8 protein-coding genes and 1 pseudogene are annotated in these 18,079 nt (G+C 31.8%); 7 read left to right on the top strand and 2 right to left on the bottom strand.

The window, feature by feature from the left end:
* The first annotated feature begins 407 nt into the window (after positions 1–407).
* The 7 genes and pseudogenes from Q4Q47_RS18770 (at position 408) to Q4Q47_RS18740 (ending at position 16,125) form a co-directional block, all read left to right on the top strand.
* Positions 408–2,390, top strand: coding sequence for a DUF4091 domain-containing protein (locus Q4Q47_RS18770; RefSeq protein WP_303308176.1), 1,983 nt, complete (start codon positions 408–410; stop codon positions 2,388–2,390).
* A gap of 52 nt (positions 2,391–2,442) precedes the next feature.
* Complete coding sequence (locus tag Q4Q47_RS18765; protein ID WP_303308175.1) at positions 2,443–5,355, top strand: glycoside hydrolase domain-containing protein; 2,913 nt, start codon at positions 2,443–2,445, stop codon at positions 5,353–5,355.
* A 220-nt stretch (positions 5,356–5,575) separates the two neighbouring features.
* A pseudogene (locus tag Q4Q47_RS23870) lies at positions 5,576–5,677 on the top strand (hypothetical protein); the annotation flags it as partial.
* Positions 5,678–5,879: 202 nt separating this feature from the next.
* Positions 5,880–9,851 carry a hybrid sensor histidine kinase/response regulator transcription factor gene (locus tag Q4Q47_RS18755; protein WP_303308174.1) on the top strand — a complete coding sequence of 1,324 codons (3,972 nt, stop codon included), beginning with the start codon at positions 5,880–5,882 and terminating at the stop codon, positions 9,849–9,851.
* A 256-nt stretch (positions 9,852–10,107) separates the two neighbouring features.
* Positions 10,108–11,601 (top strand): GEVED domain-containing protein, encoded by a 1,494-nt coding sequence (locus Q4Q47_RS18750; protein ID WP_303308173.1) that lies wholly within the window; start codon positions 10,108–10,110, stop codon positions 11,599–11,601.
* 54 nt (positions 11,602–11,655) lie between these two features.
* Positions 11,656–14,673, top strand: coding sequence for a SusC/RagA family TonB-linked outer membrane protein (locus tag Q4Q47_RS18745; RefSeq protein WP_303308172.1), 3,018 nt, complete (start codon positions 11,656–11,658; stop codon positions 14,671–14,673).
* A gap of 3 nt (positions 14,674–14,676) precedes the next feature.
* Positions 14,677–16,125 (top strand): RagB/SusD family nutrient uptake outer membrane protein, encoded by a 1,449-nt coding sequence (locus tag Q4Q47_RS18740; protein ID WP_303308171.1) that lies wholly within the window; start codon positions 14,677–14,679, stop codon positions 16,123–16,125.
* A 243-nt stretch (positions 16,126–16,368) separates the two neighbouring features.
* On the opposite strand, the gene Q4Q47_RS18735 is transcribed toward Q4Q47_RS18740, so the two are convergent.
* Both Q4Q47_RS18735 and Q4Q47_RS18730 read right to left on the bottom strand, forming a co-directional pair.
* On the bottom strand, positions 16,369–17,121 hold the full coding sequence (locus tag Q4Q47_RS18735; protein ID WP_303308170.1) for a hypothetical protein: 753 nt from the start codon (positions 17,119–17,121) through the stop codon (positions 16,369–16,371).
* Between the two features lie 6 nt (positions 17,122–17,127).
* Positions 17,128–18,018 carry a tetratricopeptide repeat protein gene (locus Q4Q47_RS18730; protein ID WP_303308169.1) on the bottom strand — a complete coding sequence of 297 codons (891 nt, stop codon included), beginning with the start codon at positions 18,016–18,018 and terminating at the stop codon, positions 17,128–17,130.
* Between the last annotated feature and the right edge of the window lie 61 nt (positions 18,019–18,079).

Below are 18,079 nucleotides of genomic sequence, written 5' to 3'. Positions count from 1 at the left end.
CTCTATGATATTTTATCTTGATTTAACTATAGCCAATAGTTTCTAATTCTCCAAGGAATATTATTCCTTTCGTTAATGTGTTTTTTTACTGACAGTGAAGGTAAAAGAGAGCAGTTTAAATGGCAAGCAATTGAAAAGGAAGAACTAAAAAGTAAAAGGGAATATTCTAGTGAAGAGCTATGGTTGAATTTTGAAAGGATATATAAAGAAATAAGATTTAATTTTCAATCTAATCAATAACACATATTTATTACTCAATTACTCCCATATTGGTATTATGCGTTATTAAATTTTGTGTGATCGTTAGCTGAAAACAAAAACACCCCCCTAATTATCCAGAAATGGCACATATAAGATTCGTTAAAAAAATCTTCTTTTGAGTTGTAATAACAATTTATACAAGATTAATGAAGAACTCTTTTTACCATAGTAGATTAATACTGGTTGTTTTAATAATATTCAATTTTAATTGCGCAAGTGATAAATTAACAAAAAAAATAAATGAGACAATAAGTTTAGATGATATAGAAACAGTTCCAGAATGGCTAAATTTAAATGTAGATGAAGTTTTTTTAACAGACAGTTTAAATATATGGGTGCCAACTGGTAATTTTCAAACATCATCATTAATAAGGGTTCCAAGATTTCCGCGCAAATTTTCTGAAGAAGAATTAATAGAAAATGAAGCGTTAAAAGATTTTGAAATTGTAAACCTAGTAAAAGAAAGTGTGTTAGAACTTACAGCAGTTAAAAATGAGCAAGTATCTGCACAAATAGCTTTAGGTTCAAAAAAAGATATATCTAAATTAAAAGTAAGTATTAATGGTTTAAAAGCTTCAAATGGAGAAGTCATTAATAAAGAAAATTTTCAAATTAGATATGTTAAATATGTTCCCATACAACGTGCCAGAAGTGAGTATGATTGGTCTCCGAAATTAGAAGAAATTATTGGGGAAGGTGTTTCTGGAAATATGACACCAGATATTGTTGGAGATCCTCTTTTAGAGCTAAAATTTGTTGATATTCCGGCCTATAGAGCACAACCCGTTTGGATAACTTTTAGAGTTCCTGAAAATGTTAATCCTGGAACTTATAAAGGTAGTATTACAATAAGTAGTAAGCAACATGCTGATGTAGTACACAAGATTAAATTGCATATTCAAAAAGAAAAATTGCCAGACCCAAAAGATTATAAATTCCATTTAGATCTTTGGTTAAACCCTAGTGCCATAGCCGAATATTATAACTTGGAACATTGGTCTGAACCACATTGGAGTATGATTTCAAAATATTTAAAAGATTATGCTTCAAGAGGGGGAAAAAATTTAGCAACGACCATAACACATGAACCATGGCTTAAACCCTGGATTAGTAATTCGACACGTTCTCAAATTGCTTTTGGATATCGCAGTATGGTCCAATGGACTTTAAATGAAAAAGGTGATTGGGAGTTTGATTATAGTGTCTTTGATAGATATGTAGATATGGCTACCCAATTAGGGATTGATGAAGCTATTAATACTTTTTCTATGGCGCCATTTAAAGAAACCAAACAAAGATTACACTATTTTGATAAAAAAGACAATGCATTTAAAAATTTGGAATTAGATATTCACGATGTGCTATATAAAGATATTTGGACTAAATTTCTAATAAGCTTTAAAAAGTATTTACTTTCTAAAAACTTAACAGAAAGAACTTTTTTAGGGTTTGATGAGAAAACAGAAGAAGATATGCAAGTTTTACTTGCTATTATTAAAACTGCAGCTCCAGAGTTTTTAGATAAAATTATTATAGCAGGGCATCCAGAAGGAGACGAGTATGCCAAAAACCTATCTATTTCATATATGTTTTTTCCTGAACAACCTTTAGAAAGAAAAGCGGTTGTGCCAGTCTTACCTACTATAGAAGGCAGGAAAAGTGATAACAAACGAACTACCTTTTATTTATGCGCAGAACCTGCTCACCCAAATGCGTTAACCTACTCGCCAGCAATTGAGTCGCAATTAATACCTTGGTTGGCTTTAAAATATAATACGGATGGATATCTGAGATGGTCTTATAATAATTGGACAAAGGACCCCTTTAAAAATCCAGTATTTAGGCATAATCAAGGAGATGATTATTATGTGTACCCTGGAAAGGATGGACCCATTTCGAGTATTAGATGGGAATTGCTAAAAGAAGGAATTGAAGATTATGAGCTGTTTAATATTATTAAGAAAGCTGGTAATATTCCAGATAAAGAACTTTTAAAAGCTATAGAGCTTGCCACTAGAAATCAAGATGGAAGATTTAAAAAGGCTAATGATTTAGCCAAATCTAGAAATATATTATCTATTAATAGGAAAGGAAATCAAACTTTACTTTCATTAAAGAATAAAAACTAATAGAGGAAGTAATGTTGAATTGGTATTAAAAATCACTACAAAAATAATTGCTATGAATTTACGAATATTACTATTTTTTTTGTCCCTGAGTATAAGTGTTACCTCATACACACAGACTATAAAAGGCTCTTATACCTCAAAATTTAAACGTTATCAAAAGAATGAAAGTTTTTCGGGAACACAAACTCAAAATTGGAATACTGTGGCTTGGAAAGGGGATCGTATTCATAAACAAATTGTATTATGGAGTACGTCTAATATTAATGGTTTAAGTTACACTGTAAGTAATTTGGTTAAGGGAGGAGATCAAATATCGTCAACGAATATAAAATTACGTTTTGGTCAATATATTAAAGGTGACCCAGAGGCTAGAACTTGTTCAGAGTATCCAACACATTCCACAACGGTTGAGATTATTGATGCTTTAAGTGATGTGACAACTACGTCTTTATCCGCTTCAGATCCTTTAAAATTATGGCTTACTATTGATATACCCAATACAGCGGTAGCTGGAGTTTATACAGGTACAGTTACTGTAAATGGTGGCGCAGCACCACTGGTTTTTAATATTTCTGTAAACGTGGTCAATTATACATTACCAGACGTTGTAAATTGGGATTTTCATTTAGATTTATGGCAATTTCCTACCCAGATTCTAAATCATTATAATACAGCTAATCCAGGCAGTCCAATGACTATTTGGTCTGATGAACATTTCGATTTATTTGAACCAGGCTATAGAATATTAGCCGACATGGGACAAAAAGGAATTGCAGCACAGATAAAAGATGGTGCTCTTGGAATGCCATCGATGATTCGTTGGATACGAAAAACAAATGGCACTTGGGAATATGATTTTACAGCTTTCGATAAGTATGTAACCACATTAATGTCTTGGGGCATAACAAAGCAAATAGATTGCTTCTCACCCGTAGGTTGGAATGAAACAGTGATCCCATATTGGAATGAAGCTACCAACTCCATAGCTAATTTAAATGCAGCTATAGGCTCTACAACATACAATACCCGTTGGGATCATTTTTTAGATGCTTTTAAAACGTTTTTAGATAGCAAAGGATGGTTTAATAAAACCGTTTTGTATTTAGATGAGGTAGAGCAAAGCAAACTGAACAATGTATTTAGTATGGTTCAAAATAATAATAGCGCATGGAAAATAGGTATTGCACATACAGCGGTATTATCAGCTTCTAATAGCAGCCAACTATATGATGCTTCAGGAATATTAGGAACCACATCTACAACAGGCAGGACAGGAAAAATTACTACTTTTTATACCAGTTGTACACAAGTACACCCTAATAGTTATGTTGCATCAGATACTAACTTGGCAGAAATGACTTGGATGGGTTGGCATGCCACAAAAGAGGGATTAGATGGTTACTTGCGTTGGGCTTATGATAATTGGAGATCCTCAGACCCTTTTAATATACAAGACGGAGCACATACGGCAGGAGATTTTGCTATGGTATATAGAAACTCAAATAACAGTCCTTCAAAATATTTACCCAGTTTAAGGTTGATTATGCTAAGAGATGGTATTCAAGACTTTGAAAAATTAAAAATATTAAAAACACAATTAGAGAGTGCTTCCGATGATTATAGTCAACAACAACTTGCAGCCTTCACTAGTATTATAAATGCCTTTGATAATACTAGTGGACCTGGTGCAGAAACTTTAGTGAAAAGAGGACAAGAAATGATTGAAGAGTTAGTACTAGGTACATTTTCATATTGCAAAGCAAATGGTGAAGCAGATACTAGTTATTATGTAAGTTCGTTAACAACAACAGGAGGAATAAATAACATAAATTTTTCTACATCTCAATACCCAACTACTGGTTACGAATATCATACTGCAACTAAATTGAGCATTCCAGTTGGAGGTAGTTTTACATTAGAACTTCAAAATTCTGCAGCTTCTAATTGCGCAAGAACTGCTGTGTGGATAGATTGGAATGACGATGAAGATTTTGAAGATACTGGTGAAATGGTCTTTTCTGGAGGAACAGCAAATACATGTAGCAATACCAAATCTTATACCATGCCTATTACTGCTCCAAATGGAGTATTATGGGGCGAAAAGCGTATGCGCATTCAAGTTAAAAAATCTGATTTAGCAATTCCAGCGCCTTGTGGTACGATAGATAAAACTGGAACCGTAGATTTTAATTTAGAATTGCTAGATCCCCATTGTGTTGTAACTGGTACAGGAGATTATAATGTAGCCTCGGTAGTAACTACTGGGGGTACAAAAAATATAAATTATACGGGTGGCGCAGGAAGTAATAATTATACAGCTGTTGATGAGAAATTAAAAATTGGTAAAGGAGATACTTTTAATCTATCGGTTAGCAATGGTAATGGTTGGTCACGGTCTATAGTTTGGGTAGATTGGAATGCTGATAACGATTTTGCAGATGCAGGAGAAAGATTAACACCTCTAAGTCCTGAAAAAGTATCAGATGCCACCGTTACGTATGATATGGATATTACTGTTCCTTCGAACGCAATAACTGGAGCTTTTAAAATGCGTATTGTTTCAGGAGATGCATGGACCTATGAAAATGCTGCGATACCTAGTATACCTTGTGGTATTCCTACTCCTGATAGCACATTAGAAAATTCAGCTATTAAAGATTTTATAATTGATACCTCTCCTGTTTTAGCAGTCAATGATATTAAGGAATATGAAGATATAAAAATATTTCCAAACCCGTTAAAACATAATAAGTTGACTATTAAACTACCCAAAATTAGAAATGAAAGCCTTGATGTAGTTCTGTTTAATATTAGAGGACAAGTTGTTCATCGTGTAAAGCTTAATGCTTTTAAAACCTATAAAAATATAGTTTTTTCTAATGAATTGGCTAATGGATTCTACTTTGTAAAAATAAGAACAAAGATGAACGAAATAATTACTAAAAAACTATTAATTGCAAAATAACATCCCGGAAATAGAATTCATCTTTTTTCACATTTAGTAGTTTTAACAGCAGGTATGGGAAGTCGTTATAAAGACTTAAAACAAATAGAAAACTTTATCCCAGAAGGTGATACAATCTAGATTTTTCATTGTACGATGCCTTAGAAGCTGGTTTTTAAAAATTCGTATTTATCATCAGAAAGAGTTTTGAAAAAGAGTTTAAAGCCGTATTTAATAAAAAGCTGGAAAAAAAGGAGAAGTAAATGTTGGGATTGCTATGAAAGAAACCAATGCTGTTATAGGAGGAGAGGGCAATGGAGGAACTATTTATCCAGCTTCACATTAGCCAAAAGTTTTATAAACAGAATTTTATTAAAGCTAAAACTGCCTCTAGGATAGTTGGTTTCAAAAAATTCTTTATTTTATAAAAGGAGATTTTAAATACTTGAAACTTGAAAACTATGGTGAAATATCGGCTGATATTTTGTTTTATTATTGGTTTTACAATAATCTGTAATACGCAAAATCAAATTCAATTTAAACATTTGAACATAGATAAAGGATTATCGAATGGTCGTGTTACTGCTATTGTTCAAGATCGTTTAGGTTTTATTTGGGTTGGTACTAAGAATGGATTAAATAGATACGACGGAACCTCTTTTAAAGTTTTTAATAAAAAAAATAGCTCAATAAGCTCTGATGATATTTCAGCTCTAAAAATTGATAGTCAAGGAAAGTTATGGATAGGTACCATTGGTGGAGGGGTTAGTGTTTATAACCCTATTAAAAATAGTTTTACTAATTATAAATCAAATTTGGAAGATGTAAAATCTATTTCATCTGATGATGTACATACAATTATTGAAGATAAAAATAATAGAATTTGGATAGGCACAGAAAATGGCTTAAACCTTTTTAACAAAAAAACTAAAGCATTTAAGACATTTATATATCAGATAAACAATACGTTATCTTTAAGTCATAATAGTGTTTGGAGTATTTTTGAACAAAAGGAAGATGTATTTTGGATAGGGACTTATGGGGGTGGCTTAAACAAGTTTGATTTTAAAACAGAAACTTTTACAAGGTTTAGCTTAGATAGTAAAATCAATTTTGAATTTATTAATGCAATTACATCAATAAACAAAAGTGAATTGTTAATAGGAACTAATGGTGCTGGCTTGTTAAAGTTTAATATAAAAGATAATACATTAACAAATTTTTTAAAGAATTCTAAGTATCAAGATGTATCAATTATAAGAACGATTCAGAAAGATAATACCAATAATTTGTGGATTGGTACTGATGGATCTGGCGTGCTAAAAATCCAAGGCAATTTTCATAATAAGCTTGTTATTAATCAATATAAGCATGATAACCGTTTACAAACTGCTTTAACAAATAATACAGTTAATGCTATATTTGAAGACAATCAGTCTAATATTTGGATTGGTACAGCATGGAAAGGAATAAATATTCTTGAAAAAAAATCTAATGATGTCCTGCTTTTTTATAGTGATATAAAGGGGTATGATACATCTCCAATATTATCTGTTTATAAAGAAAATGAAGAACTTTGGATGGGAACAGATGGTAAGGGGTTAAGTGTTTTCAATATTGATAATAAAGAACTTAAATTTTATAATAAAGAACATAATTCATTTATTGGTGGCGATTTTATTCAATGTATAAAACCTTCAATAAAGAATCAATACTGGATAGGTACTTTTGCGAATGGGCTTGTTTTATTAGATTCTAAAAAGAAAAAAGTAAAACAGTTTAAAAGAGAAGCAAATAATGATTTTTCATTACCCTATAATGATGTAAGGTCGATTGTAGAATTACCATCTAGTGATCTATGGGTAGGGACTTGGGGTGGTGGATTGAGTTATTTTAATGTACAAGAACAAAAGTTTACAACTTTTAAACATCGTAAAACAAATTCGAAGTCATTACCAAGTGATAATGTTTTGTCTATTTTATTGAATAAAGATAATACATTATGGATAGCAACTTTTGGAGGAGGATTAAGTTTTTTTGACCCTAAAACAAATCAATTCACCAATTATCTCGTCAATAAAAATAATTCTAATGCTATTGCTAGTAATTACATTTTTAGCTTTATAAAAGATGATAAAGGGAACTTATGGATAGGAACTAAAGAAGGATTGAGTTTTTTTGATATAAAAACCAAAGTTTTTAAAAATTTTAGTATTGGAAATGCTATAAATAATAATGCCGTAGTTGGGTTAATACAAGATAATGAAAAAAATATTTGGCTTAGTACAATAGAGGGTATTTATAAGTACAATATAGATTTAGAACGAATTCAGGCATTTTCAGATAGAGAAAGAGAATTCCATATAGCTTCAGTATTTAAAGATAAAAATGGTATGTTGTATTTTGGAGGAAATAGAGGTGTTACTTCATTCAACCCAAAATCTATTCAAGAATATAATTCAGAATTCCCAGTTGTATTTACAGATTTTAAGCTACTAAACAAAAGTGTTCATGGTAGCGAGGAGTCTGTTATTAAAAATCATATATCTTATCAAGACAGTATTACTTTAACCTATAGCCAAAGAGTATTTACATTTAGTTTCTCATCATTACAATATCCTTTTTCTAATAATACTCAGTTTGCTGTAAAAATGGAAGGATTTGAAGATGCATGGCGAGAAATTGGCACACAAAACACATCAACATTTACTAATTTATCTCCGGGAGAATACAAGTTTAAAGTAAAAAGTAAAGAGCAAAATGGAATGTGGAATGTAGGCAATATAGCAAATATTCATATAAATATTCTACCACCTTATTGGAGAACATGGTGGGCTTATGTTTTGTATTCGATACTATTAGTAATAGTGTTGGCATTATTTCAGCGTTATTATTTGAGATGGTCTCAAATGAAGAACAGATTGGTATTAGAAAAATTACAGCGTGAACATGAAGATAAATTGCATAAAGCGAAACAGCGTTTTTTTACAAACATATCACATGAAATAAGAACGCCATTAACCCTAATATTAGGTCCGTTAAATAATTTATTAAAGAGTGATTTAGAGGTAAACAAAAAGAATCAGCTTTCAACAATAAAAAGTAATACTAATAGGCTATTGCATTTAGTAAATGAATTATTGAATTTTAGAAAATTAGAAGAGGGACATGTTAAATTAAAAGTAACACAAAGCAATATTGTTGACTTTACAAATGAGATTTTTTTAAATTTTTCACAGCAAGCCATTATTAAGAAAATAGATTATCAGTTTAAAAAAACAGATTCAGATATAAAGGCTTGGTTTGATAAAGATCAATTAGAGAAAGTAATTTTTAATTTACTATCTAATGCTTTTAAATTTTGTGAAGAAGGAAATCAAATAAAAATTAAAGTAACGAAAGATAGTAAGTATGTTAACATTATAGTAAGTGATTCAGGTCAAGGTATTCAAAAAGACAAACTTCAAAATATTTTTGAACGCTTTTATCAAAAAGAAGACGATACGAATGAAGCCAAAGGGTTTGGAATAGGATTGTCTATAGCTAAAGATATTATCGAATTGCATTCGGGAAAGATTGAGGTAAACAGCAAATTGGGAAAAGGGAGTGTATTTACAATTAAATTACCCCTTGGGTACATGCATTTTAAAGAGGCTGAAATAATAAAAGGAGTTCATGAAGATGAAAATATAGAAAACTATGTTGCAGACCGAAGTGATGTTGAAGTAGATGAAGATTCTAAAAGAGAGTCTAAATCTTCAATTTTGTTAGTAGAAGATAATACAAATTTGAGAGACTACTTAAAAGGCGTATTATCAAAGTCCTATTTGGTTATAGAAGCCTCTAATGGAAAAGAAGGTTTAGAAATGGCTGTAGAATTTATTCCAGATTTGGTAGTGAGTGATATAATGATGCCAGTTATGGATGGCGTAGCTTTTTGTTCTAAATTAAAAAATGATATTAGAACTAGCCATATTCCTGTCATATTACTTACTGCTAGAACGCTTATTTCTGATAAAATTGAAGGCTTAGAAACGGGTGCAGATGATTATTTAACCAAACCGTTTAATGAAGCTATATTAAAAATAAGAATTAAAAATCTTTTACAGACTAGAGAATTATTACGAGATCGTTATTTAAAAGAAGGTTTGTTACGACCTAAAAATGTAGCATTGAACTCTCCCGATGAAGAATTTTTAACCAAATTGGTAACAATAGTTGAAGAAAATATTGAAGAGTCTGAATTTAATGTCGATCAATTGGCTAAAGATATTGGGATGAGTCATTCTAATGTTTATAAAAAAATTAAAGCAATGACCGGTATGACGATTATCGGGTTTGTAAGAGATTTTCGTTTACAGCGTGCAGCCCAATTATTAAAAGAACAACAAAAAATCTCGATAACAGATGTTTGTTTTAAAGTTGGGTATACAGATAGAAGGCATTTTAGTCAGGAATTTAAAAAGAAATTTGGTAAAAGTCCTTCGTTGTTTGTTAAAGATCATTTTTCTGAATAACATAAAGATATTAAATCTTTAAAGAATATTAATTAATAACATCAAAAGTCAGTTTTTGATGTTTTTTTTATTCTTTAAAGTAAGAAAGCGTGTAAAAACAGGAGGTTACGAAAATACCAACCTTAATTTATGAATTCCTAACACGTCTTTTTTTTATAACTCCAATAATTTAGACCGTAAATAAAAAGATATGTCATTAATGTTTATAATGCGCATTTTTTTATTCCCTAACTCATAAACAACTAAACAATAAATTATGAAAAAAAACAAACTTAATTTTTTAATGTCATTACTTGCTTTAAGTATGATATTGTTTTCTTCCTGTGAAGAGGATGACCTTACAACTGTTTCTTTAAATGAAATAGAATTAAGTGAATCTGCTTTGCAATTAAGTATTAATGAAGTAAAGCCAATTATTGTTACACCATCTCCAGATACAACTACAGAGAAAGTGACTTGGTCTTCAAGTGATGAACAAGTTGCTGAGATTCAATTTAGTGAAAACGGATTAGTTGCAGGTGTAAAAGGTATTAGCTTGGGTGAGGCTATATTAACAGCTAAAAATGTTGATGGAAATATTACTAAAACAGTAACAATAAACGTAATTATTAAAGTAGAAAGTATCGCTTTGGAGGAAGTTGTGTCTGCTAATCCATCCCAAACGTCTTATAATGTAATTTTTACACCAGAAAATGCGAGTATAAAAGAGGTAACCTGGTCTTCTAGTGACCCAAGTGTGATTTCTGTTGATGCTAATGGGAATGTAACAGCCATATCTCCAGGAGTAGCAGTTATTACAGCGATGACAATTCAGGGCGAAAAAACAGCAGTTATTCAATTAGCGACCAGTGGAGACCCAGTCATTCTAGGTTTGCAATATTGTTCAATATCTGGAACAGGAGGATATAATGCCGATACAATTGTAACAACTGGTGCTGAAGGAAATATTAATTATTCAGGATCTCAACCAACAAATAATTATGAATTGTCAACTGAAACATTAGTAGTTACTACTGATTCTCAATTTTCTATTTCTTTAACACAGTCTAATAATTGGTCAAAATCTAAAATATGGATTGATTGGAATGGTGATAAAGATTTTGAAGATGCTGGTGAATTAGTAATTGAATTTGGATTAGATGCTCAGTTAAATGATGGGCCTTTCAATGATATGATAAATGTACCGGTAGATGCAGCAGTTGGAACCTCAAGAATGCGTGTTCAAACTTTAGATGCTTGGACAAACTATGGTCTTTGTGGAGATGTAGCAAATCAAACTACTAAAGATTTTGAAGTAGAAATTTTAGGAGTATCATATTGCAGTATTTCTGGTACTGGGGGATATAATGCAGATACAGTAACCACAACAGGTGGAGATACTAATCTTAATTATTCGGGAGCGCAACCTGCAGGGAATTATGAGTTTTATACTACTGAAACTCTAAGCACATCCATTGGAAACTCCTTTACATTAGATTTAGTTCAATCAAATAATTGGTCTAAATCTAAGGTATGGATTGATTGGAATGCAGATGGAGACTTTGAAGATGTTGGAGAGTTGGTTATTGAATTTGGATTGGATGCTCAATTAAATGACGGTCCTTTTAGTGAGTCACTAACAGTTCCTAATAACGCAGCAACAGGAAATACAAGAATGCGCATCCAGACATTAGATGCTTGGGTAGATTTCGGACTTTGTGGAGATGTAGCAAATCAAACCACTAAAGATTTTAAAGTTTCTATTTTTTAAGATAATAATAACAAAAATATTATTAACAGAATTAACTATTAAGTAAAATATATTATGAAACAAAAATTAGGCGTATTACTGCTGTTTTTATTAATAACATCGGTGTCGTTGGCACAACAAACAATAATAGGGTTAGTAACAAGTACTGAGGATAATCAACCTTTACCAGGAGTAACCATTCTTTTAAAAGGAACGACTATAGGTGCTACCACCGATTTTGATGGTAATTTTTCCATTGAGGCACCATCTACTGGTATATTGGTTTTCAGTTATGTAGGTTATTTAACCCAAGAAATATCAATTAACAATCAAATTAAATTAAGCGTAATATTACAAGAAGATGTATCTAAATTAGACGAAGTTGTTGTTGTTGGTTATGGTACTCAGAAAAAAAGTGATATTACAGGAGCAGTAACTTCAGTTAAAGTTGGAGAATTGACTAGTATTCCATTAGCTAGAACTGATGAAGTGTTGCAAGGACAAGTCGCAGGAGTTCAAGTAAATAGTAATGATGCTTCCCCAAATTCTAATGTATCTATTAGAATTAGAGGTGTGAGTTCTATTAATGGTGGTAACAATCCACTTGTGATCGTTGATGGCACTCAAGGAGTAAGCTTAAGTGATATACATCCAAATGATATCAAATCTATGGAGGTATTGAAAGATGCATCAGCAACAGCTATATATGGATCTAGAGGAGCTTCAGGTGTTATCTTGATAACAACTAAAAAAGGAAGAAACGAAAAGCCAACACTTACATATAATGGTTATACAACATTGCATAGTGTTCGTGAAAAGTTAGATTTGATGAATGCTTCGCAATATGCTCAATATATTAATAGAAATAGAGTAGCAAGAGGTTTAGCAGAAATTTTTTCATCCCAACAGTTAACAGATTTTGCTGCTGGTGGAGGAACCGATTGGCAAGATGAAATTTTTAAAACTGGAACTACTCAGAATCACCATTTAACTATTGGAGGGGGAACTGATAATGTAAATTATAACATTTCTGGAGACTTTATTGAAGCAAAAGGAATTATAATAGGATCCAATTATAAAAAGTTTTCAGGACGAGTAAATATTGGTTTAAAACTTAGTGAAAAATTAAAAGTAAATATAAATTCATTTACAAATTTTGCTAAAGATAACCCAACAGTATTAAATACAAGAGATGCGTTTGGGAGTCCTGTATATGCATCATTGTTATTTTCACCAACGAAGCCAATACTTGAAGCAGATGGAAGTTATTCTCAACCTGGAGGAGGCGTAGGTTCAAATACGGAATATAATCCTGTAGCTTTAGCGCTGGAGCCTATTAGAAATAATTATTCAAATACGATATTGTTCAACCCTTCTGTTGAATATAAAGTTTTTGATGCTTTAACTGCACGTGTTGGTATATCCTACCAATTAAATGATAGTGAAGATAACTTTTATTATAATGAAAGAGTTGTTAATGGAGATGAAACAGATAGACAGGCTTCAATAGGAGATAGTAAATGGAGTCGTTATCAAAACACCAACATTTTAACTTATGAGAAGCTATTTAATGAAAAACATAGCGTAAAACTTACTGGAGTTTTTGAACAACAAAGCACCAAGTTTAATAGTAATTTCTCAAGTGGAAAAGGCTTTTTAACAAACGCAGCATTATACAATGCTTTAGAGTTGGGTAGTGAAGCCACAAAACCAAGTTCTTACGCCGAAGATTCAGATACAGAGTCGTACATGGGAAGGTTAAATTATGCTTTCGATAATAGGTATTCTGTTACATTAACTTATCGTGCTGATCATTCTTCAGTATTTGCAACTAATAATAAATGGGGGTATTTTCCTTCTGCTGGTTTTGCTTGGAATATATCGAATGAGAAATTTTTAGAAAATACAAACACCATTAATAGTTTAAAACTAAGAGGAAGTTATGGAGAAGTAGGAAATCAAGCTATTGGACCATATCAATCTCTAGACCAATTAAGAACAGGCTCTAATGTATCATTTAATGGAGGTGCACTTACAACTGGGCTTAGTTTGTCTACACAGGCAGGAAACCCAAATTTAAAATGGGAAACTACAGAACAATTAAATATTGGACTAGATTTAGGTTTGTTTAATGGGCGATTGTCTTTGTCTGCAGATTATTATAAAAAGAATACAACAGACCTTTTATTAGAAAGACAGCTCTTTCAAGCATCTGGCTTTCAAACACAATTAGTTAATGCAGGGGAAGTAGAAAATAAAGGATTTGAAATAGCCCTATCAGGAAAACCGATTGTAAAAGGAGATTTTGCATGGGGTTCTAATATAACATTTACAAAAAATGATAACGAAGTTATAGCATTAAATAGTGGAGAAACAGAATTGTCAATAGGTGGTGCAGGTACTCCAGGATTTTCTGACGCCCTATGGTTAGAAGTAGGACAGCCTATAGGATTAATCAGAGGTTTTGAATATGATGGTGTATGGAAAAGTGATGAAGCAATATTAGCTGCAGCTTATGATGTCACTCCTGGGTCTCCTAAATATGTTGATCAAAATAATGATGGTGTTATAAATGGCGATGATGTAGTTAATATAGCTAAGGCATTACCAGATTATACATTTGGTTGGAATAATACATTTACCTACAATAATTTAAGTCTAAATGTATTTATAATAGGCGTACAAGGCAATGATATTTTAAATATTGGTAGATTTTTAACTGAAGGAGGAAATGATGGTTTAAGTACCGCTTTATTAAACAGATGGACACCAACCAATGAGAATACAAATGTTCCTGGTCATGATGTGTTGGGAAATCAACGTAATTCAAGCCGTTGGGTAGAAGATGGTTCGTATATCCGAGTTAAAAACATAACGTTAGGATATAATTTACCAAATAAAGTCATACAATCATTAAAAATAAACTCAGCTAAAGTATACTTCACGGGTACTAATTTATTTACGTTTACTGATTATTCAGGGTATGATCCAGAATCTAATAACTCAGGAGGTGCTGATGCTTTTGCAGGCGTAGATACTGCCTCTTACCCATCTCAAAAGAAATTTACTATAGGGTTAGATATAAAATTTTAAAAAATGGAAAAGAATAATATATATATGAAAAATGCAATTGTTATTTTGATAACTATTTTAAGTTTATCTTTATTAGAAGGATGTGCAGATGTGGAATTTGAAGAAAACCCACCATCGTTATTAAGCCCTAATAGTTTTTTTACTACAGAAAGTGAGTTTGAAGCAGCTTTAGTTGGGACATTTAGACCATTATATAGTGAATGGAGTTCTTATGATTATGGCTATGATTTACTATTAGCTTCTGGGGCAGAAGATGTGCGTTCTGATGCAGATATTTTTAAAAATATAGATCGATTAAACCCCAATGATAATGAAGAAATAGTTCGTGGTTTTTGGAAACAACATTACCAATGTATAGCCAATGCTAATACTATTATAGGAAATTTAAAAAATGCTACAGAAATATCTGATCAAAAATTAGCAGAATTAGGTAGTCAGGCCAAATTTCTTAGAGCTTTGGCATTGTTTAACTTGGTACGTTTTTTCGGAGAAGTACAATTAACAACTTTTGAAAACCAAGGAGATATTGAAAATTTAAAACAAGCTACAGTACAAGAAATTTATACTTCTATTGTAAATGATTTAAAAGATGCTGAAGAAGGGCTACCAACATCATTTTCAGAAAAGGGCAGACCTACACGAGGAGCAGCAAAGGCTTTGTTAGCTAAAGTTTATTTAACTATGGCAGGTTGGCCAATAGAAGACGCTACTAAGTATGCAGATGCTAGAGACAAGGCAGCAGAAATAATAGGAGGAGTTTACAACTTAGAGCCTAATTTTGCTGATTTATGGACTCAAGAAAAAAAGTTAACCACTCCAGAATTTATATTTACTTTTTATGGCTCGATAGAGCAAGAAGGGGCTTTTGGGAGTCATATGCATCAAGCAACAAGACATTGGGGTAATGGTGAAGGTGGCTGGGGAGATTACTTCAGCGAAGAACGTTTTTTTAATGCTTTCCCAGATAGCCCTAGAAAAGATGCCTCTTTTACATCAGTATTTGCTGACGGTACTACGTTTACTGAAGCAGGTGTACAACCACATATAGCAAAATATAGGGATGCAGGAAGAACTGGTGCTAATTATGGAGAAGGGTTTAGACCAATTCTTCGTTATGCAGATGTGCTGTTAATATATGCGGAAGCAGCAAATATGGCAGAAAGTGGACCTTCTCAAGCTGCTTATGATGCAATAAATGCAGTTCGTCAAAGAGCAGGTTTAGCAGATTTACCTTCAGGATTGTCTCAAGACGATTTTGACAAAGCTGTGTTAGATGAAAGAAATTGGGAATTAGCTTTTGAAGGACATCGTTGGCATGATTTGGTAAGAAGAAAAATGGTTGTAGAAGTAAATCAAAGTGAGCATCCTGGAGTTAGTGAAATCAATAGGTTGTTGCCTAAACCAGGCGCACAATTAATTTCAGGGATTTTGGAACAAAACCCCGGTTATTAGTTAATAGATACTAGTGATCTTTTTGATTTTAATTTAAGTTAGTTTTAAATGGGGGTGCTGAATATAGTACCCCTCTTTTTATTAAGGGTTTTAAAAGTGTATTATACGAATAAAAGAGAAAAATGTATCGTGATAAATTAATTGCTAATAATATTTTGAAAGTGCTTACTTTTAAAAAGTTAACGTCTAAATATTAGTTTTATAATAGACATTGTCAATAATTACATTTTAACTAACATAACTCTATTGAGTATTCTTTAGCCCTCTAAAACCAATAAAATCACCATTTGAATGCCATGATGCTGCTGTACCATTTTTTAAAGTGTAGGTTATCCACCCTTTGGGGTATCTACCACCAGAACCTCTGGTTCTTGTGCCATTTCTTAAGATGTTTTTTAATTTTTGGGCGCCAAGTTTGTTTATTGCATTATCAGATCTATATTTTTCTCTTAATGCCTTATTATTTTTAAATCCAAAATAATTAGGGTGTTTAGTTACTTCTCTTCCAGCTTTCGTGAGATCAGATTTTTTGTACTTTGAAAGCGCAGATTTATAAAGCCTTGAGGGTTTATGACTACTTAGTTTATTGAATTTAGTTTTTATATAACCCTTCTTTGCTGGTGGGTTAAACTTGTTTTTTAACCTGTAATGACTAGACTTTCTATTAAAACTACGTTTTGCAAAGTTCTTTTTTGATTTTTTGTTATATATATATTTAAGACTCTTTTTGCGAGCGTTAGAGTTAAATCTAGTTTTTGCATATCCCTTTTTTGAAAACCGATTGAATTTTTTTTTGAGTGTTGGACGGGAAGCTCTGTTAAACCTATTTTTAGCAAAACCTTTATGGGAGGCCCTATTGAACTTACCTTTAATACTACCAGCTCTTTTAAAAGATTTTGGCAAATTCTTTTTTGGATTACCATTTATACTGGTCATACCCAAATGAACAGAGAAAATAAGAGATAGTAATGCTATGATATTTACTAAGACTTTCAATATATTTTAATTTTTATGGTTGGCGTATTCAGATATGCTATTATATATTCTACGGAAAGCGATAGGATTACTATTATAAAGAATTGCTAATCGTTTAGCGTCTTGAATAGCCGAAGATTGCATGGCATTAGCGCCAGAACCTAATCCTAAAAAAGAAAACCCTCTTTCAACCCATGCAGCTGTAGTCCTAGATAAAGCGGGATCTAATTCCAATAATATTTTAGGGTCTTCAGCAAGCCATAAAATATCATTACTCCAAAGCGTTTCGTGTAACTTTGCCAAATAAAATTCACTCAGTTCTTTGTTGTTTATATAACTCCAATCTTTGTTGAATAAAGCTGTAATAATACCAACTTCATTGAATTTTTCTTTTTTTGGGTTGTAGTTACAATAGCCATATACTTCTTTTACCTGAAGATCATTAAACCCTTTTTGCATTGCAATTTCAAGGTATGAAAGCGCTTTATCAACATTTTCGTCTTCATAATAAGAAATATAGCCTAAATATGCGTTTGCGGCTGCTGAGCCATTTTCGGCAGCTATATTTAACCATTGTGTAGCTTTTTGATTATAACCAAAAAAGTAAGCAGCTCTGCCTAAGCCAAATAAATAATGAGGATCCTCTTCTACTTTGTCTAAGGCAAACTCTTTACTGTCTTCAATAAGGTTTGCAATGTCTCTTGGGTCGCTCGCTTCAAGCACCTCATCAGTCGCCCCTAAAGCTTCTAATGTTATTTGGGCATCGTTTGGGTGACCACAATAACGATCAATTAGTAAGGCTATATCATTGTCATCATATGATTCAAAATCATTATCGTTTTTTGATGATTTTTGCATTTCACAGTTTGATAAAAAAGGTATAACCGCTATAAATACTATGATTTTTATTTTTTTCATGATATATGGTATTTGATTGGTCGGAATTTAAATAAAGTAAAGTTGTAAATTATTATCAAAT

Source organism: Flavivirga spongiicola, assembly GCF_030540825.1.
GTDB lineage: Bacteria > Bacteroidota > Bacteroidia > Flavobacteriales > Flavobacteriaceae > Flavivirga > Flavivirga spongiicola.
The sequence above is the reverse complement of the archived record's forward strand: the minus strand, read 5'-3'. Positions and strand labels throughout refer to the sequence as shown.